Here is a 19,430-nt window from a genome sequence, read left to right on the forward strand (position 1 = left end):
TATGAATAGGACTTTTTTTGTCGACTTTGATGGGACTATCGCAGAAAAAGATACATGTATGTTGATGATAGAACGATGTGCTAGAGATGGTTGGCAAGAGATTAATGAAAAATGGGAACAGGGTGAATTATCTACTAAAGATGCTGCACAAAAAACTTTTAATCTATTAGATTGTAACCTACAAGATATTATGGATCTTGTAAACGAAGTGAAGTTAGACCCTAAATTTAAAAAATTTGTAGATAAGGTAGAAAATCAGGGTGATAAACTTTATATTTTAAGTGATGGATATGACCTATTTATTAGAGAAATTTTAGCTAGAGAAGGGTTATCTTATCTTCCTTATTATTCAAACGAACTACAAATTAATGGTAATGGGAATTTCTATATTAATACACCTCATTCAGTTAATTATTGTGAATTATGTGGGACTTGTAAAACAGAACTAATAAGAAAATTAGCGTCAAATCAAGATGAAACTATTTATATTGGTGATGGATCATCTGATAGGTGTGCTATTTCTTGTGTTGATAAAGTATTTGCTAAAGATAAACTTTATAAAATTGCGATTGATAAAAATATCGATGCCGTTAAGTTTTCTTCTTTTAAAGAAATACTCCCATATGTCTAATAAACCTCCGTTCTTTGCTTTGCCAAAGAGCGGAGGTTTATTTATAAGTTAGAAGGAAATCTTGTATATTTAAAGAATGTTATTATAATGAAAAGGCGGTGATTAAGATTTTTGCTGACAGAGTACAAAAATTAAATTCACATAAAAACAAACGAAAGAGCGGAGAATATGTATTGTATTGGATGCAAAGAAGTCAAAGGACACATTATAATCACAGTCTTGAATATGCCATTAATTGTGCTAATGAAAATAATCTCTCAGTAATAGTCTATTTTGGTTTATATGATCAATATCCAAGTGCTAATTTACGACATTTTGCTTTTATGTTACAAGGGTTAAAAGATGTGAAGGAAAATTTAACAAAAAGAAATATCCCATTTATAATTTCGAATGAACATCCTGCTAACGGGGTGCTTTCACTAGCCAAAAACGCAGCATTAATAATCACCGACAAAGGGTATTTAAAACATGAGAAAGTATTTAGAAAACAGGTGGCAGATCAAGTGGAGTGTCCTATGTTACAAGTTGAAAGTGATGTGGTGATTCCAGTCACATCTGCTTCAAATAAAGAGGAATATGCAGCTCATACTATAAGAAAAAAGATACATAACAAATTATCAGAATATCTTAACACATTCACTAATACTAAATTAAATAAAACCTTAAGTAAAGAGTTTTTAGATAATATTCAAAAAGAGTTAGGACCTGAAATTGATTTAAACCAGCCTACTAACGACATTCTAAAGAACTTAAATATAGATAAATCAGTTAACCCTGTTTCAAGTTTTGTGGGTGGAGAAAATGCAGCCCATGAAATCTTTGAGAACTTTTTAGAAAACAAACTTAAAGAATATCTAGATAAACGTAATGATACTAAAGAAGAAGCTTGTTCTAACTTAAGTCCATATCTACACTTTGGACAAGTTTCTCCTTTATATTTAGCTTTAAAAACCTATGAATTTACAAAAGATTATTATCATGATTTTCTAGAACAATTAATAGTTAGACGAGAACTCTCCTTTAACTTCGTTTATTATAATCAGGATTATGATTCACTTGACTCACTTCCAACTTGGGCTCTAGAAACTCTTAATGCACATCGGGAAGATAAACGTCAAGTATATTCTATAAGCGAACTAGAACTCCCTAACACTCATGATGAGTACTTTAACGCTTGTCAAATGGAGTTACTTAAAAGTGGAAAGATACATGGGTATTTTAGGATGTATTGGGGTAAAAAAATCATACAATGGTCTAATAGCCCAGAAGAAGCTTTAAATCGACTGATTTATTTTAACGATAAATATGCGCTTGATGGAAGAGATCCTAATGGTTATGCAAATATTTTATGGTGTTTTGGAAAACATGACCGCCCTTTTAAAGAACGGCGTGTTTTTGGCAAAGTAAGATATATGAGTGAAAAAGCTTTAAAAAGGAATTCTTCTCCTAAACACTATATTGCTAAATTTAAGACTTATGAACAATAACTATCGAAAATTGATTTCCCTGGAAATAAAAGTCGAACTAGATCGAAATTAATAGGAGTGATAGTATGACAAAGATTTTACATACTGCAGATCTACATTTAAAAAAAGTACATGACGAACGATGGAAAGCACTAGAGCAAATTATTGATACCGGAGAGAAAGAAGATATAGATTTACTTGTTATTACTGGAGATCTTTTTGAGAGTGATATATATGCAGATCGTTTACGAAGTAATTTACGACAAGTTTTTTGTGATCTTGATTTTGAAACTGTAATTATACCTGGAAATCATGATAGGTATTCCTTTCAAGAGGGGATGTTTTTTGGAGAAAATGTGACTGTAATTAATGACATAGAAAAACCTTTTTACGAACCAGGAGGGCTAAACCTAATAATATGTGGAATCCCCTATGAACCCTTAAAAAGAAAAGAAGTATATCGAAGGTTACGGGTATTTGATAACTCTATTCAGGATAAAAATAAGCATCAAATTTTATTATATCATGGTGACCTACTTGATCTATCTATAAGAACTACAGACTATGGTGAAGAAGTAGAGATGACAGAAGAAGGGTATATGCCTGTAAGATTATCATATTTTAGGAACTTAAACTTTGACTATGTATTAGCTGGTCATTTTCACACTAACTTTTACTGTAAAAATATAAAACAAGACAAATATTTTGTATATTCGGGTTCTCCTGTATCTATTACCTCTAAAGAAAAAGGACAAAGATCAATTAATCTTGTGGTCTTAGGTGAACAACCAAAACAGTTATATCTTGATAGCTATCATAAAAAAGAGGTGGATCTAGAACTAGATCCTGTGTCAGACACATCGCTAGAGACTGTTTTTTCGAAATTACATAATATATTAGACAATACACATTATAACGCAGACTTAACACTTAATATATCAGGGTATTTTAATCAAAGTGAACTAGAAGTATCTGAAGAACAGCTATATGAGAGATTGTGTAAAACATTAGAAGATAGTAAAAGTAAGAGTAATATTGTTGACTATCAAGTAAATTTTCAGATTAAAGATATGAAAGAAATTATAGAAAATGAACTATTTCAAAAATTCATTCAAGAATTAGAAGAGGATGAACTAGTTAATAGTAACATCTATTTAAAAAGTATGACGAAAGAAGAAAAGAAGAAAGCTCTTAGAAACATCTTTTTTCAGGCTATGAGTGGGGTGGAATAATGAAAATAAAACAAATTTATATAGATAAATTTGGACCTCTTTCAGAACAACAATATCAATTGACTGATGGGTTCAACTTATTTTTTGGGCCGAATGAACGTGGGAAAACAATGCTTTTAGATGCAATGATAAAAATGTTAAGTTTTAAATATGGAATAGGAGCTACAATTAAAAGAGAGTTTTCTGATATACCTATACGAGTAGAAGAACAGCCCCAGGGAAAAATTAAATTATTATACAAAGGTGATGAGTTCTATTTACCTGACAATAATCTTCCTGAATATCTTGACTTACCTAAACAGACCTTTAGAAACTTGTTTATAATTAGAAATAGTGATCTGTCTCAAAAAATGAATACCAGTTCTAATAAAGTTGATTTTTATTCAAGCATGATTTCTCATTTAACAGGTATGAAAAATATGGAGATAGATCATTCTATAAAAAATATAGAAGGAGTAACACAAATCAATAAAAAAGAATTATTATTCACTAATAATATAAAACAAGATATAGAAAAAATTCAAGAAATAAAATACAAAAATACTCGGCAGAATAATTATCTCAATGACAGGATTGAAAATGCAAAAGCTTTACTTGAACGAATAGATGAATTTAAAAAACAAGTTTATGAACAAAGGCTAGATTCTATTGAAATAGAATTAGCTAACATAGAAGGCGAGAGAGATGATCTTATTCAAGCATTAAGAGAGCTAGATCTTTTAGAAGAGATCTATAGATATAAATTCGTGAAAGATGAAATTAAAGACTTAGAAAATAATTTAGATAATCTAGAAAAACTCTCTACTATTAATAAAGCGGATTTAGATAAATGGCATTATGCTGAAGTTAATATTAAAGAACTTACAAGAGAAATTGACAATTTAGATAAAGAAATATCAGATAAGACTAGAAAAAAAGAGCAAGTTTATAATGACCTTAATAAAAATGGTGAACAATTAAAGTTATTAAAAGAAAACAAAGATCAAATAGATAGATTAGACTTTACAGTAGTAGAAACTTTATATAAAGATTTAAGTAGATTAACAACTACTGTTAATTCACTTAAACCGGTATCGATTTTAACTATAATTGCCTTTTTAATTTCATTTTTAGGTACATACTTTTTTCAAAACTTTTGGTTTATATCTATGACCACACTACTTTTTGTAGCAACAGGACTTTTTCTCCGTCCAAGTATTATTTTAGCAATCAAAAAAGGGAAATTTAACTATGAATTAGAAAACTTAAATGCAACCTTAGCAAAATACTCTTTACATTCACGAGAATTACCAGAGTTAAAAAATAAAGTACAAGCCTTTTATGAGGAGTATTCTAAAATAGAAAATGATTTTTTTGAAGCGAAAGATATCAAACGAAAACTAGATTTAGAAATTGACACATTGCTAAATCAGAAAGAAAAGAATAAGCAGAAGATTAATGAGTATGATAAAGAAATTGAAAAAATACGAAGAAAGTCTTTTCTAAACGATAAAAATGACTATCAAACTAAACTTCAATTAAAAGTTGAATGTGAAAAGAATATAGAGAAAAGCCACCAAAAGCTAAGTAATATTTTTGGAGATGAAAGTTATTATTTAGAAGATTTAAAGAATAGATTACTTGAAGCATTCTATGATCTAGAAACAAAATACACAAGTTTACATGATGACAAGTTTATAGAACCTAACATGTTTGAAAAAGCAGATCTATTACGTAGAAAATTTGATTTAAAGGACGAAAACTATTTAGCAATTAGAAAGATGGTCGAACTAGAGAAAAAGAGATTAAATGAAAAAAAAGTACAATTAGAAAACATGAGAGATGAAAAAAGAAACAAAATGGAGACTTTTTTGTATCAACTAAAAGAATTTGGTAAAAAATCTTTTGAGATAGTTTTACCTTCTAATGAAGAGGATAAACAGTTACTTAAGTCCCCCCAAACTTTAGAAGGTTTAGTTGCTATAGAGAATATAGTGAAAAGTTTTCAAGAAAATAAAAGAAAAGAAAAAGGGTTAGCTGGAATGGCTATTAGGATTTTAGAAAAAATACGAACAAAAGAAGAAAAAAAGGTACAAAACCTATTTAATAAAGAAACCAGAGTGGCTGACTATTTTAATAAAATCACTTCTGGTATGTATGATCAAGTTAGCTTTGATCAAAACAAGAAGACTTTTTATACAAGAAGACATGATGGTAAGTTGTTAAATATCAATAATCTTTCGGGAGGAGCTTATGATCAATTATATTTATCAATTAGGTTAGCCTTTGGTGAAAAAGTTCTTCCTCAAAAAGGTTTTTTTATTTTTGATGATCCCTTTATCAAAGCAGATTACAATCGGTTATGTAACCAAATTAAGTTATTAATGGAAGTATGTCAATCCGGTTGGCAGGTACTGTTCTTTTCTTCTAAAAAGGAGACGAAAGAAGCTTTAGATAAGTATATTGAAAAAAACCAAGTAAATTTAATAGAGGTATAAGCGGCTCCATCTGAGCCGCTTTCATTTATGTATGGACTATTCCGGGTCATATCTAAATTTAATGTTTGCTTTTAAAAAGCGTTTATATTCATTAATTTTTTGTTTAATTTCGCTAACATTAAAAGCGAACAAAGAGATAGCTTGCCATAAAAATACCCACCCACCAATCATTAGTCCTTCTCGCGCAGTGTTACCCATAAGGGTATCAGGAAGTATTGGTTCTAAAGAAAATGACATGATTAAGAAAAACACCGATATACCAAAGTATTTGAGAATTTTTCTAATCATATTTGTCAAGTTTTCTTTTTCCTTTAGAATTTTATAGGAAAAATAAGACTTGACTCCTCGTATTATTAACTTTTCTGTTTCAATAGTCTCTTCTTCAGCGACAGTAAATAATATTTCGATATCGTATTTAAATGGTATATCGTGAGAACATCTTTCAAGAAAGTGTATTAAGCCTGGACTTAAGTCGCGAACCTCTAGATATGCGCTATCCCATTCATTAAAAGCATGAATATACCGATCTAAGAAGACCTCTATGATATATGCGCCATCTTCATTTTGTCTATAAATATTTTTTAATTGATCTAATTTTCGCATGGTAATCTTCCTTCCTCATATATGTAATTTACTATTATAAGACATTTTATTTTTTTTGCATACCCATCTTATCTAATATGAGAATTAGGTATTAGAAAATAGCTCATACATTTAGACTTTTTTGGTTTCATAAATCTATTAAAGTTAAAAATGACAGGAAGATGAATTTTTTCTAGAAGTTATATAAATATTAAATAAATAGTTGAGGTGTTATTTATGAAAAAATGTCCTGGATTAATATTTGTTATAGCATGATTTCTATTATAACCTTATTTTTTAATTCAAATATCCACGCAGAAGAAAGTCTAGATATAAATAGGTTGTTTTTTACAGGTAGATTATTAGACTTACAAGAATCTTCTTACTTCCCTTTACTAAAAACACAACCTAATCCGAAAGAAACAGTTACTTATCAAGTATCGAAAGACTTTCTTTTTTGTCAGCAGGTGACTTTAACGCTAACTTTAAATAAAGAGAAGCACTCATCCCTATTGGGTAGTTTTTAGTGAATATGTTAGTACATCAAACTGGGAATTAGCTCGAGAAACCTTTAATACTTCTGGGAAAGGTTATCACGGGAATCTGTGGTGGTATACACCAGAAGGGAGTTATTGATACGTACCAGCAAGTTATATAGATAGTGAAAATATAGACAAAAATCTCTATTTTAATAACTTACAAGCAAGTACACCAAACTTATTGATGGACTTTACTAAAATAACAGGCGATAATTTATTTCGCCCTTTTTTAATAAATAGCGCTTATACACTTATGAACAGACAAAACGAAGATGTTTTTTTTAGGACTGAAGTACAAGCAGATTATTTAAATAATGCTTATGGAATTAAAGAAAACTTTATAGATACTAGAATGTCAGCCGATGCTTCTATTTTTTTAGTAGATGTAGGAAAAGAGTATAATAATGAAAATATTATTAAAAGAGGGAAGGAGTATCTAAATTATTTTAGTAACTTAAAAAAAAGGAGTTATTCATGAGGTGGCAGGAGGTATATTATTCCCTGATTATTACCATGAAAAACAAGATACAAACTCTGTTGCTGTAGTTTCTTTAAACCATGCAATACATAATTTGAATACAAGTTTCATTTAAAGAATTATGGTATTTTACCAAGGGAATATGAAGACCTGATAAATGAGACTTTAACAGCATTAAATAACACAAAAGAGTACTAAATCAACTCTTATGGTGACTTGTATTATGGTTATCATCCTACTAACGAATTTTAAGGAGAAGATTACTTATAGGGATTTATTGATATTAGAAAGTAACTTAAAAAAGTATGATTACAATTATACTTTCAGTGAAAAACTTTTTAAAACTAAACACGAGTATTTACAAATTTATGATGTGACAGGAGAGGATGCAAATAATTTTGAGAGTAACCTTTCTAAAAAGACAATTTTAAAAAGCTTAGAAAAGGCACCTAGATACGGTAGAGCTTTTCTTTCTCCTCAAATCCAAATTAAGTGGGAAAGTGATGATAGATATTTTTATTCTATGGGAAATCACCTATGGTTAACTGGGGCATCAGAGATAATTACTCGAAAAGACAAAAAGTATTTAGACCCGGAGTCTAAATACTTTATTGAAATTTCTGATGAAGACCTAATAATTAAATCTTAATGTCTACGAATTCGAAGGGTTCGGTAGTCAAAAAGTTCTTCATGACCTCTAACTAACTCACTACTAGAACGAATATAAATATTCCTTTTATCATTAGGGAGGATTATAGGCAGCCTCAAATTTCATCAAAGTTATTTATACATTGTAAGTAACTTTATTTTACTATACTATACAAGGAAAAGTGAACAACTTTGTATTTATCAATTAAAGAAGCTGCTACTTTTATGAGTGGTATAATGATATGTCCATTTAATTTAGAGGATATTTCTAGTTATCTGCGAAAACTGGATACTATTATCAATTAGACTATTAGAAGACTACTCAGTATCTATTAGAAAGTATTACAGTATTTGATATTAATTACCAAAAAGCATATAATAAAAAGCAATTTAGAAATAACTAGCTAATAATAAAGGAGGTATTTTTAATTTTATGAGAAAGTCAGTTTTTGTTGGGATCGTATTAGTCATGATTTTGGGCACAGCTGTATTTATAGGGTGTGAAGATACTGGTGGTGCTGAGGCTGAGACAATTGAACTTGCTCATGGTAATTGGACCTGTGCCACTGCGAAAACATATTTAGCAGCTGGGGTTATCGAAGAAGAGATGGGTTTTGATGTTGAAATAACAATGGCAGATCTAGGCATGGTATTTAGCGATGTTGCAAATGGAGAACAAGATATATATATTGCAACTTGGCTACCTGTTACTCATGAGAGTTATATGGATGAACATAGTGATGATTTAGAAAATTTAGGGACAGTCTATGATAATGCTAGAATTGGTTTAGTGGTTCCTGACTATATTGATATCGATAGTATTGATGAAATGGATGAGCATAGAGATAAATTCCAAGAGAAAATAGTTGGTATAGAAGAGGGTGCTGGTATCATGCAAAATACTAATGACGCTCTTGAAGAGTATGATAGTTTAGCTGAATATGAGTTACTAACTAGTAGTGAAGCTTCAATGATAGCAGAACTTCGAGATGCTATTGATAATGAAGAATGGGTAGTAGTAACTGGTTGGACCCCCCACTGGAAATTTGCAGATTGGGATCTTAAATTTTTAGAAGATCCTGATAATATTTACGGTGATGCTGAGCGAGTTGACGCTGTAACTAGAAAAGGTTTTTCGGAAGAGAATGCTGAAGTTGCTGAGTTTATAGAAAACTTCTATGTTGATGATGAACAACTTAGTAAATTAATGGCGATGATTGAGGAATCTGATGATCCAATGGGTTCTGCTTTAGAATGGATAGAAGAAAATCAAGATACAGTACAAGATTGGATTTCGTAAAGAAGCAGGCGCTTAAAGCGCCTGCTTCTCATTTGTGTGTGCCCGGTATGGGTATAAGCTATAAGGTGAAAGTCCCGAACAGCGAAGGTAGTAGTAGCTGTAGCTCAAGACAAGGGTGGTGGAGGTGACTCTATCATCTGAAGGAAGTCAGCGGCAAATTTTCGCCTCGAGGGACACGAATCTCATACAAGGCTAGGCAACACTGGATTAGTCTGCACATCAAGACAAAGTCCTTACTACCGAAGGTGTTACCGAGTAAATGAGGCGGGGATATGGAAAGAAAGTTTATGCCCTTACCCGGGGAGAATCTGCTCGAACGCCACAGATAAGTGGTAAGCATGGTCGAGAGGCTATGTTGAACAGCAGACGTCAGCAGAGGTCATAGTACTTGGTAGCTTAAGATATCAGGGAAGGACCGAACTAATTATGGAGAATCATTACCAGGCGTTCATTTGTCTCAAAGAAGCAGAAAACAAAGTTCCTACCTTGAGAAGGAAGTGGTGATTCCCACGGGGGACTTGAGGAGGGTGGAGAGAACAGATGACACAATCGTATGAGTGGTTCACGTAGGAGGTCATATCTAATGTTGAAATTGATCATGTTACGGCAGAATCTAAACGAAGCTCTAAAGAGGGTAGAAAAGAATAAGGGTAGTCATGGTGTTGACAAGATACCGTCAAATCCCTACGAGTGCATCTTAATCAAAATTGGACTGAAATAAGTGAACAGATTCTGTCGGGTACCTATCAACCAGAACCCGTCCGCCGAGTCGAAATCCCAAAGTTAGATGGAGGTACTAGGGAGTTAGGTATTCCTACAGTAACAGATCGTTTCTTCCAACAAGCAATAGCCCAACAACTATCTCTTCTACTCGACGGAACGTTCTCGGAACATTCTCGGAACATAGCTATGGTTTCCGTCCTGGAAAAAGGGCGCACAATGCAGTTAACCAACCGGAAAGCTTATTGGCGTATAGCTAAAAGTCCAATACTACAAAGAACCCTAGACTGAACCTATTGGATTGGTCTAGGGCTTAAAAGTCTTGTGTCTAGATATGAATTCTTACGTCAGACATAATGTGGAACCGCCGTATTCGGATCCGTATGTTCGGTGGTGTAAGAGGGACGGCGGTTAGTCACCGCCCCCTATCTTAATTATGTCTCCAAATTTTCACAAACAATCTTATGAATAAAGTTAGTGTTAATTAACTTAGTAACTATATCTGGATCGAACTGATATCTAGATCCAAATATTAGTTCATCAATTGCCTGATCCGGGGAAAGCTTATAAGATCGGTAATGAGTTAATACATCAAAAAAATTTACTATATTTACTATCCGTGAACTGATTGGTATCTCTTCACCTTTTAGTTTATAAGGAAATCCATTTCCATCCCATCTTTCGTGATGGTATAATATCCCACGAGCGATATCTTGAAACCCTGGAATTTTATTGACTATATGATAACCGTAAATGGGATGGCGCTTTAATAGTTTCGATTCATCTGTAGTTAAATAATCTGTTTTTTGCAGTAAATCTTTTGGTAACACTATCTTCCCTATATCATGAAATCTAGCTACATGACTTAAGGTATTAAGCTCATCAGTGTTTAAATTTAAGAATTTGCCTATCGATAGTGCGAGTTTTTCTATTCTAAAAGTGTGTTCCCTTGTTTCGTGAAGTTGCTCATAAATAAGCTTATTTAAATAATCTAGGAATATGTATTTTTTAGTATTATCAGTTATGTCATCGGTTTCACATTGCTCTCTGAAGTTACTCATTAGATACACCTACCTTAAAAGTGGATATTATATATCGACAAGATAATAAAAATCGTTATAATAATAGTATTGAGGTTAGTCTCTTGTTAGACACTAGGTATAATTTTATAAAACTAACATTATTATATAAGACAATATGTACAACGTCAATGGAGGAGGAATATTAATGGAATTAGGTAAAAGATTAAAAAGTTTAAGAGAAACAGGAAATATTAACCGCCAAATCCTTGCTAGAGAAATTGGAATTAGTTATTCATCCTTAGCTAAATATGAAAATGGTGAAAGGACACCAGATTTAACTATATTAGTAAAAATAGCTGATTATTTTAATACCTCTGTTGATTTTTTACTTGGAAGAGAAGAATATGACAGACTTTTACTTTATAATACATGTTTGGAGTCATTACAAAAAATTAATCAAAACGATGCTTTATACAAACTGATAAAAGAAGCAGAAAGGTTAAAATCTGAAAGTATAGAAAAAATAGTTGAGGTCATGAAATTAATATAAAGAAATTAATATAAGCTTGATAAATTTTTTGGCAAATAAAATCCCCTTATGTCTAATTTCAGGGGATTTTGTACCATAAATTGACAAAAATAAATAGTTGTTATATAATTCTATTGCCAAATATATATGTGAAAGGGTGTTTACTTTTGATAAATGTAGAAAAAGGACATCTTTTAGACAAAATAGAACAGTTAAGAACTGAATTAGGAGAATTGGGGCAAAAAGAGCATGACTTTAGTGATGGAATAATATTAGAAAAAAGTCAGCAACTTGATAACCTACTTAACCAGTATAATGAACTAATTATATAACTAAAGCGGTTGTTTTTGTTTTAAATCTTGAATAAAATCTCTGAGTTGAGCTATGCTTTGTTTTAATTTTTCTTCACTTTGATTGGTAGACGACTGACCTTTTTTAAGTCGCTGTTTTTCAGCTACTATAAAATTATCAATGTATGTTAAGGCATTAATTAATTTTTCTTTTTCTTTAATAATAATCCCCCCAAATATATATGTATTAAATATATAGTTTACTATGCCTATTCGATAAATATTTGTATATCTACTATAATTTTTCCTATCTAGTTACGTGAATAGCCGATATTTGACTCTGAATGGTCTTAATTTACTAAAAATGTAAATTGATAAAGTTAGTGGTGATAATATGAAAAATGTTAAGATACTAATATTAGAGGACGAAAAATTTACAAGAAGATTTTTGAAGAGCTTCATTTCTGGTAATTGTGCTGTTTCTAAAGTGATTGATACAGAAGATGGTGACAATGCACTTAGATTAGTTAAAGAGTACTCTCCACATATTGGAATAATAGATATTGAATTACTAGGCCAGAAAATAAATGGGTTAACTGTAGCAAAAGCCATGAAAAAAGTAAAACCAGATATGGAATTTATTTTTGTAACTGCGTATTCTGAATATGCACTAAAATCTTTTGAAGTACACCCTTTTGATTATCTAGTAAAGCCGATTAGTCAAGGACGATTAAAAAGTTCAATAAATGAACTTATAGACAAGATGAAAGGGCAAAATCATTTTGGTACAAGCTCTAAATTAGTTTTTGAACAACCTAAAGCGATACTACAAATCCCTATAGATAAAATTTTATTTATTGAAAAAACAAAGGGAGAAAAGAAAGTACGAATCTATCTTGATGATGGAAAAGTTCACGAAGTATCTAAGAGTCTAAAAGAGATTCAGAGAAGGTTAGATGATGATTTTGTAAGAAGTCATAGGTCATACATTATTAATGTAACGAAAACAACTAAAATCCAAAATATCTCTCATAGATGTTACGAAGTTTGTTTTGTTAATTCACCAAACAAAGCATTAGTAAGTAGATATAATTATGAAAAAACTATAAATAGTTTAGTTAGGTCAGATCCTTTTGTTTAGAGATAAGGATTTTTTATAAAAAACCTGGTAACAGACTAGAGGATAAAACCGAAAGGATATTACATTAAGTGGTAGTTGTGCATAATCCCTGAAAGGGAAGTATGTAAATGTAATCTGAAGGGTGTGGTGTAGAGCGTATTCTGATCATTAAAGAAACCAACGTAAAAGAATAGAGAGGCACACAGTAACCGATGGTGCATCGACAAACAGTTTAATAGAGAAAATTTGTTCTATATACAACTTAGAAGAAGCTTGCAGTAGGGTTAGAGCAAACAAAGATAACCAGGCATAGACCAGGCTAGGATTTTACTTCCCTAGCTCGCATTACTCAGACCAGGTTTCAAGGGTCAGAACCTCACTGGTTATACACATTATTTCCACAGACCTCGTGTATAAGTAGCTGCGAACTCTTCGTCATCAAAAAATTCGCTGAAATATTCTTTATAGAAATCATCATATTCCATACTAGTATTAGGTGAATCAAATTCTTTTATAATCATTCCTGCTGTAATTTCTGTAGATCCCCCTGTTGAGTTAAATTTCGCGTTAGGGGCAAAAATGTAAGCATCCACTTCTGAAGCACCAGGGATTTTTATATCTATCTCTTCTTTTGAATATATGATAATTTTTGACTGTACTGTGTCATTAGGCTTTGTAAGTTTAAGGTCATGATTTACTAATAAATGCAGTACTCCATCACCTGAACCTGACGTTACTATATTACCAACATTATCTAATTCACCCTCTAGTCTGATATATAAATCTTCATTTGAATTAATCTCAAATTCTAATACACCTTGTCCTCTCCCATCATGTTCTACAAAATCTTCGTCTTTAATGTCATCAAATTCTTCAAAATGGTAGTAGTGATTATTGGAATTGCTACTTGGGAAAATTTCATCGATTATGTTAGTTAAATTTTCTCTATATATACCGACTTCATATTCCACATCTACATTATCTTCTGAATTACCCTTAAAATCTACTTTTGAAGCGTTTGTACCTATTATTTCTTCAACACTAAACTTATTATGTATTGTCATATCTTCACCCTCACTAGTGGTAAAAACCGCATAGTCGAAGACGGTTTTGGGCTCTAATTCTAAAGTCGCTGTCCTTTTTACATCTCTATAATTAGCGGTACTAGTGACTTCAATTTTACCGTTTGTGCTCTTAATACTTAAATCAGTAATTGAAGATGGATCACTACTATTATTAGAATTAAATAAATTGTTTAATTTATCTTTCAGATCTTCCTCATCTATATCAGTAGTTTTATTTCTAATAATGTACTCTGCAGTTAGATCTACACCATTTCTTGCTGTATGAAAAGCTTGATTGGCATTGACATTTTGACTAGATAGGTTAGTTTCTGTATTGGCTGACAAGCTAAATGACGCGCCCATGACTATCACCAGTACCATTGCAATAAGTACCACCACCATAGTGGCTCCTCGCTCATCTCTTAACACAACATTCACCCCCTATATGATCAGTTCTTAAATTTCCTTTCAGTTTTTATGGATTGCTGTAATATAACTTTTCATCTGCTAGGTCTACAGAGTCATCGATATCCAATTGATCTATACTTAAGTTGTTTAACAGAATTTCATTTTCATATTCGTAATCTCCTTCAACATTTATAATCATTTTTAAAATAGCGCTTCCTGTGTTATTTTCCTCAATTACTTCTAATTCTATTTTCTCTATTTGCTTGTCTATTTTCACAGTATCTTCATTAATTATCAGAGAACCAGCATCTAACTCTAAAACACCGTAACCGTTGCCGCTGTGATCTGTAGTTATTTCCATAGCATTTCTGAGTTCGTCAGTGATATAGTTTTTCACCAATCTAGCTGCTTGTTGAGTATCGGCCCTAGTAGTACCAGTATCAAAGGTGGTTCTACTATAATGGATCACTGTATATCCCAGTCCTAAAACTATCATAAACAATGCTACCACTATTAACACTTCAACTAGTGTGATACCTTTTTGACTTTTAAGCTGATATAACTTCCCCATAGCAGATCTACTCCTCTCAGTTCACTCTTATAAAAGAAGTTAGTGTGACACGGCGCCCTCCACTTTGATAATAAGCATCTAGGGAAACACGATATCCTTTCACACTGTCAATTTCTTTTGGGTCATTTGATGGTTCAATTTGATAGTGTTCTTCTGTATCTAGCTCTTTTAATATAAACTCTGAAAAATTCCTTTCAGCACTAGTCAGCAAACCATTTAACTTTGTTTCTATACTATCTCTATCTTCAAAGGGCTGTGCTGCATACAAATGCTCCATGACATCAGAGGCTGCAGACATTGCCCTATCCCTTTCTCCAAAAGCAAAGATATTGATAAAACTGGTACTGAAAAGAGGGATAAAGGTCATGGCAAGTAAAGCTATAATGGCCATGGATATGAGCACTTCAACCATGGTAAAACCTTGTTGATCCAATAACTTAATAGCTTGGAACTTAGTAAGGATTTTCATAAAATAACCTCCAATCAGACCAGAAATACTTACTTAGCTACTCTCAGCACCTCCTCTAAAGATGTTAGTCCTGATTTAACTTTTTCTAACCCACTTTTTCTGAGGGATTTCATACCTTCTTCCTTTGCCGCATTATCTATTTCTCTAGTGGAACGTCGTTCTAAGACCATTTGCGCTATACTCTCAGTTACGGGTAGCAGCTCATAAATACCAGTCCTTCCAGTATACCCTGTTTCTCCACATTTTGCGCAAGAACCAGGTTTATAAAGAGTGATACATTCACTTTCATCTTCTGAAATAGGAAAATTAGGTATACTTTCAAGCAGTTCTTCTTTACTCATTTGATACTGCTTTTTGCAGTTATTACATAAATTACGAACTAATCTTTGGGCCAAGACAAAAACCAAAGAAGACGTTGTCAAGTACGGCTCTATACCCATATCAGTCAACCTAGAAAGAGCTCCTGCAGCATTATTTGTATGAAGGGTTGAAAACACTAAGTGGCCAGTAAGAGAGGTTTCAATGGCAATTCGGGCAGTTTCATAATCTCTGATCTCTCCTACCATAGCTATATCAGGATCATTTCTCAGTATTGATCTCAAGCCTGAAGAAAATGTCATCCCTGCCTGTGAATGAACTTGTACTTGATTGATGCCATTTATACGTCTTTCAACTGGGTCTTCTAATGTAATAATATGTTTATCAACTGTATTAAGATAATTTAAAATAGCGTACAGTGTAGTACTTTTGCCACTACCTGTAGGACCTGTTACTAGAATAAAACCATATGGTACATCTATCAACGTATTTAGCTGTTCTGACTCTTTATCTGGAAGACCAAGATCTGCTAAAGTAAATAGATGAGCTTCTCTGTCTAAAATACGTAAAGTTAATTTTTCACCGTAAGGTGTAGGCAGAGAAGCAACTCTCACATCTACTGTTTTGTCTTGTACCTTTAAGGTGATCCGGCCGTCCTGAGGTACTCTTTTCATAGCTATATCCATATTAGCCATAACTTTAATTCTAGATACCAGGGGAGGATGCATACTTTTAGGAGGGTTCATGACCTGGTGTAAAACACCATCAATTCTAAACCTCACCCTAAAACCATTTTCTAGTGGTTCTAAGTGAATATCACTAGCCCCTCCTCTTACAGCTCTATGAAATATGGTGTTAGCAAGCATAACAGCGGGCTTTTCTTGTAAACTATCACCCGTAGTAATGAGACCCTGTTCTTCTTCAGCTCTTTCAGTTTTTGAATCATCTGTTTGTTCTACATCTATATCATCATTCAAGTATCTATTGATCATGTATTCTAGGACACTATCGGTAACAATTACTGGTTTTATATCAAACCCAGTTAGCAGCCTCAAATCATCAATTATCATCACATCTTTAGGTCTAGACATAACAGTAATCAGTTTATCATTTTCGAATCCAATGGGCAGAGCATTATATTGCTCAACTTTATTACTGTCCAATAAATACATAGCAGATTCGTCTACTTCAAAATCATCCATAGAAATATAAGGGACACCAGTTTGATCGGCTATTGCTTTTGCAATTTCTTCTTCTGTGACATATCCATTTTCAACTAACAATTTCCCTAAAGGTTTTTTAGTACTCATTGATTTCTGTTCATTTAAAGCTTTTTCTAGTTGTGTTTCAGTTATTATACCAGCTTTTATTAAATATTCACCTAATAAAGTCCGTATTTTCATAAATTATCACCCTTAGAGAAATATATTTTCGCATAGATACTGGCATTTACCTGAGGGTATCCTTCTTCACCTTCAGCAATGTCAATATCAAATATCGTAACCATCCTATTATCTTCATTTAAATTATTTATTAGCTGTATCACTTCACCATAACGTCCAATGTAAGTGAAATTTACAGGAACAGCACCATAATCGTCATGCTCTATAACCCTATCTATTTTGAGTTGATGTATATCACCATCTGGGGGAGCAGAACTATATAATAAATCTATAAAATCATCTTTTTTAGGAGAATTTGGTATCACTTCTCTAAACAAGGTAAGTTGCTCTTCAAGATTCCCTTGTTCTTTAATTTGTTCTAATGAAGCTAAAGTTGATTTCTTTGAATTTAGCCGCTGTTTCTGTTGTTCCAATTCTTCCTGAGCAGAAGAAAGTTTTAAAAAATAGTAGCATCCTGTTGCTATAACAATTACCAGAAAAAAAGCTGCAACTGATACAAATATTTTCGACTGTTTCAATTTATTAGTCATCTGCTGACTCCCCCTCTTCTAAATAGCGTTGGGTAAAGTCTTCTGTATCAACTTTAGCCTTGATTTCATAAGTGTAAATTGCAAAATCCATATCCTCATCATAAATTTTCTTCAAAAATTCATATTCAATATTATTTATTTCATCTGTATTATTTAAGCTCTTAAGCCAGGTAGTAAGTTCTTTGTAGTCAAAGGTATAAGCCTCTATTGTTAAAATCCCCAAGGGATTATCAACGCTATCATCATATTGCATCGACAACACGTTCAACCAAGTTTTCATAGGGATAGTTTCTCCTATTTGAATCATTGTTTTTTGCCAATTAGGTACCTCTCCATGGGTCTTTTCCATAACTTCGGTTATTTCTGTGATCTGTTTGTAGGAGTTCCTGTACTTCTGCAATTCTTCTATTTCACTCTCAACTATAGTTATGTTCTGTTTTGTGCTATCTACCTGGTTTTTGACATTATCTACATGTAAAAATAAAAAAAACAATAAACCAGAGCAAAGTAATGCTATAATAAAAATAATAGTTCCTATAGTAAAGTATTTCTTATTCTTTTCTCTTGTTTGCTTAATTTCAGATGGAAGTAAACTGATAGAGTGCATTTAATTCTCCTCCATTCCTTTGTAAGCAAGGCTGATTACTTGAGAGTAGTATTTTATTTCTTCTAAAGATAAATCAGTTGCCTCTACACCTAATGCTGTTTGTGGATTGCTGAAATATACCGGTAATCCCAGAAAATTTTCCAACCGGTCCATAAGCATTTGATAATTTTTAGCACCACCGCAAATTAGAATTGCATCTACATATTTTGCCGTATTTTGAGTTTGATAGTAATCAATCAGTGTTCTAGTATTAGTTACAACCTGATTAATTTGGGCCTCTCCCAACAGTTCGTCATTCCTTCCCCCTGGATTAATGTCAATAGATGCAGCAATTTCATCATAGGGAGAGCTCATTTCTGTAGTAGTATCGGAAGGTGTAATCATCCTAGCGAGCTTCGGGTTGCCGTGTTCAAAAACAGAAAGATTAATAACTCCACCAGTAGAATCTATTATTATTACTACTCGTTCCTGCTGTTCTTTTTCTAATAATCTTCCCATAGATAAAGGTAAGATCTCAATGTCATTAATAAACAACTCAGCTTTTTCAAGGCAGTAAATATAATCATAAATCATGTCAATTTTTCCGCCTACCATTAACACTTCCCAAATTGGATTCTCGTCTTCATTGTGTGTTTCTCCTATAACAGTGTAATCCAATACTAATTGATTTATATTAATTGGGAGCATGTTTTGTGCTTGGAATTTCACTGCATTATCCAATTTTTTTTCACTAATTTTAGGAAATGAAGCAAACCTCACAATGATATCCTGATTTGAAATGCCCAAATTTACATCTTTACTACTAAAACCGCTATTAGACCAGAAATTCTCAAGTTCTTTAACTAATTTATTACAATCTTGTATTTTACCATTTTCAATAATTCCTGCAGCGAGATCTCGCTCTCTGACATTAACAATATTAATTGTATTTCTTTTTTTATGCAATTCTACTGCTCTCATCTTGTCGTCTTTTAATTCTAAACCCATAGATTTAGTAGAGCCTAAAATTCCCATGATATCACCTAC

The 19,430-nt window shown here is 32.2% G+C and carries 21 protein-coding genes; 12 read left to right on the forward strand and 9 right to left on the reverse strand.

The genetic code is table 11. The annotated features are described in order from the left end of the window. Position 1: 1 nt before the first annotated feature. The 4 genes from CDO51_RS02340 to CDO51_RS02355 all read left to right on the forward strand — a co-directional run bounded on the left by CDO51_RS02340 (position 2) and on the right by CDO51_RS02355 (position 5,806). Entirely contained in the window at positions 2-631 is a 630-nt protein-coding gene (locus CDO51_RS02340; RefSeq protein WP_089022690.1) for an MtnX-like HAD-IB family phosphatase, read from the forward strand. A gap of 182 nt (positions 632-813) precedes the next feature. After that, entirely contained in the window at positions 814-2,118 is a 1,305-nt protein-coding gene (locus CDO51_RS02345; protein WP_089022754.1) for a deoxyribodipyrimidine photo-lyase, read from the forward strand. A 65-nt stretch (positions 2,119-2,183) separates the two neighbouring features. Further along, positions 2,184-3,329: a metallophosphoesterase family protein gene (locus tag CDO51_RS02350; RefSeq protein ID WP_089022691.1), complete on the forward strand. Its 1,146-nt coding sequence runs from the start codon at positions 2,184-2,186 to the stop codon at positions 3,327-3,329. Then, the gene (locus CDO51_RS02355; RefSeq protein ID WP_089022692.1) at positions 3,329-5,806 is read left to right on the forward strand and encodes an ATP-binding protein; all 2,478 of its coding nucleotides are present in this window, start codon (positions 3,329-3,331) and stop codon (positions 5,804-5,806) included. Before CDO51_RS02350 ends, CDO51_RS02355 begins: the two co-directional genes overlap by 1 nt. 36 nt (positions 5,807-5,842) lie before the next feature. Here the strand turns inward: CDO51_RS02355 and CDO51_RS02360 are convergent, their stop codons facing one another. Further along, the gene (locus CDO51_RS02360; RefSeq protein WP_089022693.1) at positions 5,843-6,409 is read right to left on the reverse strand and encodes a hypothetical protein; all 567 of its coding nucleotides are present in this window, start codon (positions 6,407-6,409) and stop codon (positions 5,843-5,845) included. A 224-nt stretch (positions 6,410-6,633) separates the two neighbouring features. Between CDO51_RS02360 and CDO51_RS14135 the strand changes: the two genes are divergently transcribed. From CDO51_RS14135 to CDO51_RS13695, 5 genes are all read left to right on the forward strand, one after another. Further along, positions 6,634-6,915 carry a hypothetical protein gene (locus tag CDO51_RS14135; protein WP_089022694.1) on the forward strand — a complete coding sequence of 94 codons (282 nt, stop codon included), beginning with the start codon at positions 6,634-6,636 and terminating at the stop codon, positions 6,913-6,915. 196 nt (positions 6,916-7,111) lie between these two features. Next, complete coding sequence (locus CDO51_RS02370; protein ID WP_158212279.1) at positions 7,112-7,405, forward strand: hypothetical protein; 294 nt, start codon at positions 7,112-7,114, stop codon at positions 7,403-7,405. A 277-nt stretch (positions 7,406-7,682) separates the two neighbouring features. Then, positions 7,683-8,054 carry a hypothetical protein gene (locus tag CDO51_RS02375; RefSeq protein ID WP_089022696.1) on the forward strand — a complete coding sequence of 124 codons (372 nt, stop codon included), beginning with the start codon at positions 7,683-7,685 and terminating at the stop codon, positions 8,052-8,054. 432 nt (positions 8,055-8,486) lie between these two features. Next, on the forward strand, positions 8,487-9,353 hold the full coding sequence (locus CDO51_RS02380) for a glycine betaine ABC transporter substrate-binding protein (protein ID WP_089022697.1): 867 nt from the start codon (positions 8,487-8,489) through the stop codon (positions 9,351-9,353). A 583-nt stretch (positions 9,354-9,936) separates the two neighbouring features. Continuing rightward, positions 9,937-10,074 (forward strand): hypothetical protein, encoded by a 138-nt coding sequence (locus CDO51_RS13695; protein WP_158212280.1) that lies wholly within the window; start codon positions 9,937-9,939, stop codon positions 10,072-10,074. 433 nt (positions 10,075-10,507) lie between these two features. Here CDO51_RS13695 and CDO51_RS02395 read toward each other — a convergent pair whose 3' ends face one another. Further along, positions 10,508-11,134, reverse strand: a complete 627-nt coding sequence (locus CDO51_RS02395) for an HD-GYP domain-containing protein (protein ID WP_089022700.1) — start codon at positions 11,132-11,134, stop codon at positions 10,508-10,510. Between the two features lie 166 nt (positions 11,135-11,300). Here CDO51_RS02395 and CDO51_RS02400 point away from each other — a divergent pair, with 166 nt between their 5' ends. From CDO51_RS02400 to CDO51_RS02410, 3 genes are all read left to right on the forward strand, one after another. Then, the gene (locus tag CDO51_RS02400; protein ID WP_158212281.1) at positions 11,301-11,645 is read left to right on the forward strand and encodes a helix-turn-helix domain-containing protein; all 345 of its coding nucleotides are present in this window, start codon (positions 11,301-11,303) and stop codon (positions 11,643-11,645) included. Between the two features lie 146 nt (positions 11,646-11,791). Next, a complete protein-coding gene (locus tag CDO51_RS02405; protein ID WP_205842075.1) occupies positions 11,792-11,956 on the forward strand; it encodes an aspartyl-phosphate phosphatase Spo0E family protein in 165 nt (54 codons plus the stop codon). A 352-nt stretch (positions 11,957-12,308) separates the two neighbouring features. Then, positions 12,309-13,055, forward strand: coding sequence for a LytR/AlgR family response regulator transcription factor (locus CDO51_RS02410; RefSeq protein ID WP_089022703.1), 747 nt, complete (start codon positions 12,309-12,311; stop codon positions 13,053-13,055). A gap of 371 nt (positions 13,056-13,426) precedes the next feature. Here CDO51_RS02410 and CDO51_RS02415 read toward each other — a convergent pair whose 3' ends face one another. Genes CDO51_RS02415 through pilM form a run of 7 tightly spaced genes read right to left on the reverse strand, consistent with a single transcriptional unit; the run spans position 13,427 to position 19,391 of the window. Further along, complete coding sequence (locus tag CDO51_RS02415) at positions 13,427-14,527, reverse strand: hypothetical protein (protein ID WP_089022704.1); 1,101 nt, start codon at positions 14,525-14,527, stop codon at positions 13,427-13,429. 46 nt (positions 14,528-14,573) lie between these two features. Further along, complete coding sequence (locus CDO51_RS02420; RefSeq protein ID WP_089022705.1) at positions 14,574-15,077, reverse strand: PilW family protein; 504 nt, start codon at positions 15,075-15,077, stop codon at positions 14,574-14,576. 16 nt (positions 15,078-15,093) lie between these two features. Beyond that, positions 15,094-15,546, reverse strand: a complete 453-nt coding sequence (locus CDO51_RS02425) for a type IV pilus modification PilV family protein (RefSeq protein ID WP_089022706.1) — start codon at positions 15,544-15,546, stop codon at positions 15,094-15,096. Between the two features lie 29 nt (positions 15,547-15,575). After that, positions 15,576-17,267: a GspE/PulE family protein gene (locus CDO51_RS02430; protein WP_089022707.1), complete on the reverse strand. Its 1,692-nt coding sequence runs from the start codon at positions 17,265-17,267 to the stop codon at positions 15,576-15,578. Then, the gene (locus CDO51_RS02435) at positions 17,264-17,797 is read right to left on the reverse strand and encodes a type IV pilus inner membrane component PilO (protein WP_089022708.1); all 534 of its coding nucleotides are present in this window, start codon (positions 17,795-17,797) and stop codon (positions 17,264-17,266) included. Before CDO51_RS02435 ends, CDO51_RS02430 begins: the two co-directional genes overlap by 4 nt. After that, the gene (locus CDO51_RS02440) at positions 17,790-18,404 is read right to left on the reverse strand and encodes a PilN domain-containing protein (RefSeq protein ID WP_089022709.1); all 615 of its coding nucleotides are present in this window, start codon (positions 18,402-18,404) and stop codon (positions 17,790-17,792) included. Before CDO51_RS02440 ends, CDO51_RS02435 begins: the two co-directional genes overlap by 8 nt. Further along, positions 18,405-19,391 (reverse strand): pilus assembly protein PilM, encoded by a 987-nt coding sequence (gene pilM / locus CDO51_RS02445; protein ID WP_205842076.1) that lies wholly within the window; start codon positions 19,389-19,391, stop codon positions 18,405-18,407. Positions 19,392-19,430 lie beyond the last annotated feature (39 nt).

Source organism: Natranaerobius trueperi (assembly GCF_002216005.1).
Lineage (GTDB): Bacteria > Bacillota > Natranaerobiia > Natranaerobiales > Natranaerobiaceae > Natranaerobius_A > Natranaerobius_A trueperi.

What these genes read in the sequence shown, in the direction of transcription:
- CDO51_RS14135 (WP_089022694.1), top strand. Translation starts at nt 6,634, where the DNA reads ATGTCCTGGATTAATATTTGTTATAGCATGATTTCTATTATAACCTTA.
- CDO51_RS02350 (WP_089022691.1), top strand. Translation starts at nt 2,184, where the DNA reads ATGACAAAGATTTTACATACTGCAGATCTACATTTAAAAAAAGTACAT.
- CDO51_RS02400 (WP_158212281.1), top strand. Translation starts at nt 11,301, where the DNA reads ATGGAATTAGGTAAAAGATTAAAAAGTTTAAGAGAAACAGGAAATATT.
- CDO51_RS02370 (WP_158212279.1), top strand. Translation starts at nt 7,112, where the DNA reads ATGGACTTTACTAAAATAACAGGCGATAATTTATTTCGCCCTTTTTTA.
- pilM (WP_205842076.1), bottom strand. Translation starts at nt 19,391, where the DNA reads ATGGGTTTAGAATTAAAAGACGACAAGATGAGAGCAGTAGAATTGCAT.
- CDO51_RS02355 (WP_089022692.1), top strand. Translation starts at nt 3,329, where the DNA reads ATGAAAATAAAACAAATTTATATAGATAAATTTGGACCTCTTTCAGAA.
- CDO51_RS02420 (WP_089022705.1), bottom strand. Translation starts at nt 15,077, where the DNA reads ATGGGGAAGTTATATCAGCTTAAAAGTCAAAAAGGTATCACACTAGTT.
- CDO51_RS02345 (WP_089022754.1), top strand. Translation starts at nt 814, where the DNA reads ATGCAAAGAAGTCAAAGGACACATTATAATCACAGTCTTGAATATGCC.
- CDO51_RS02395 (WP_089022700.1), bottom strand. Translation starts at nt 11,134, where the DNA reads ATGAGTAACTTCAGAGAGCAATGTGAAACCGATGACATAACTGATAAT.
- CDO51_RS02410 (WP_089022703.1), top strand. Translation starts at nt 12,309, where the DNA reads ATGAAAAATGTTAAGATACTAATATTAGAGGACGAAAAATTTACAAGA.
- CDO51_RS02360 (WP_089022693.1), bottom strand. Translation starts at nt 6,409, where the DNA reads ATGCGAAAATTAGATCAATTAAAAAATATTTATAGACAAAATGAAGAT.
- CDO51_RS02340 (WP_089022690.1), top strand. Translation starts at nt 2, where the DNA reads ATGAATAGGACTTTTTTTGTCGACTTTGATGGGACTATCGCAGAAAAA.
- CDO51_RS02380 (WP_089022697.1), top strand. Translation starts at nt 8,487, where the DNA reads ATGAGAAAGTCAGTTTTTGTTGGGATCGTATTAGTCATGATTTTGGGC.
- CDO51_RS02425 (WP_089022706.1), bottom strand. Translation starts at nt 15,546, where the DNA reads ATGAAAATCCTTACTAAGTTCCAAGCTATTAAGTTATTGGATCAACAA.
- CDO51_RS02440 (WP_089022709.1), bottom strand. Translation starts at nt 18,404, where the DNA reads ATGCACTCTATCAGTTTACTTCCATCTGAAATTAAGCAAACAAGAGAA.
- CDO51_RS13695 (WP_158212280.1), top strand. Translation starts at nt 9,937, where the DNA reads ATGTTGAAATTGATCATGTTACGGCAGAATCTAAACGAAGCTCTAAAG.
- CDO51_RS02435 (WP_089022708.1), bottom strand. Translation starts at nt 17,797, where the DNA reads ATGACTAATAAATTGAAACAGTCGAAAATATTTGTATCAGTTGCAGCT.
- CDO51_RS02430 (WP_089022707.1), bottom strand. Translation starts at nt 17,267, where the DNA reads ATGAAAATACGGACTTTATTAGGTGAATATTTAATAAAAGCTGGTATA.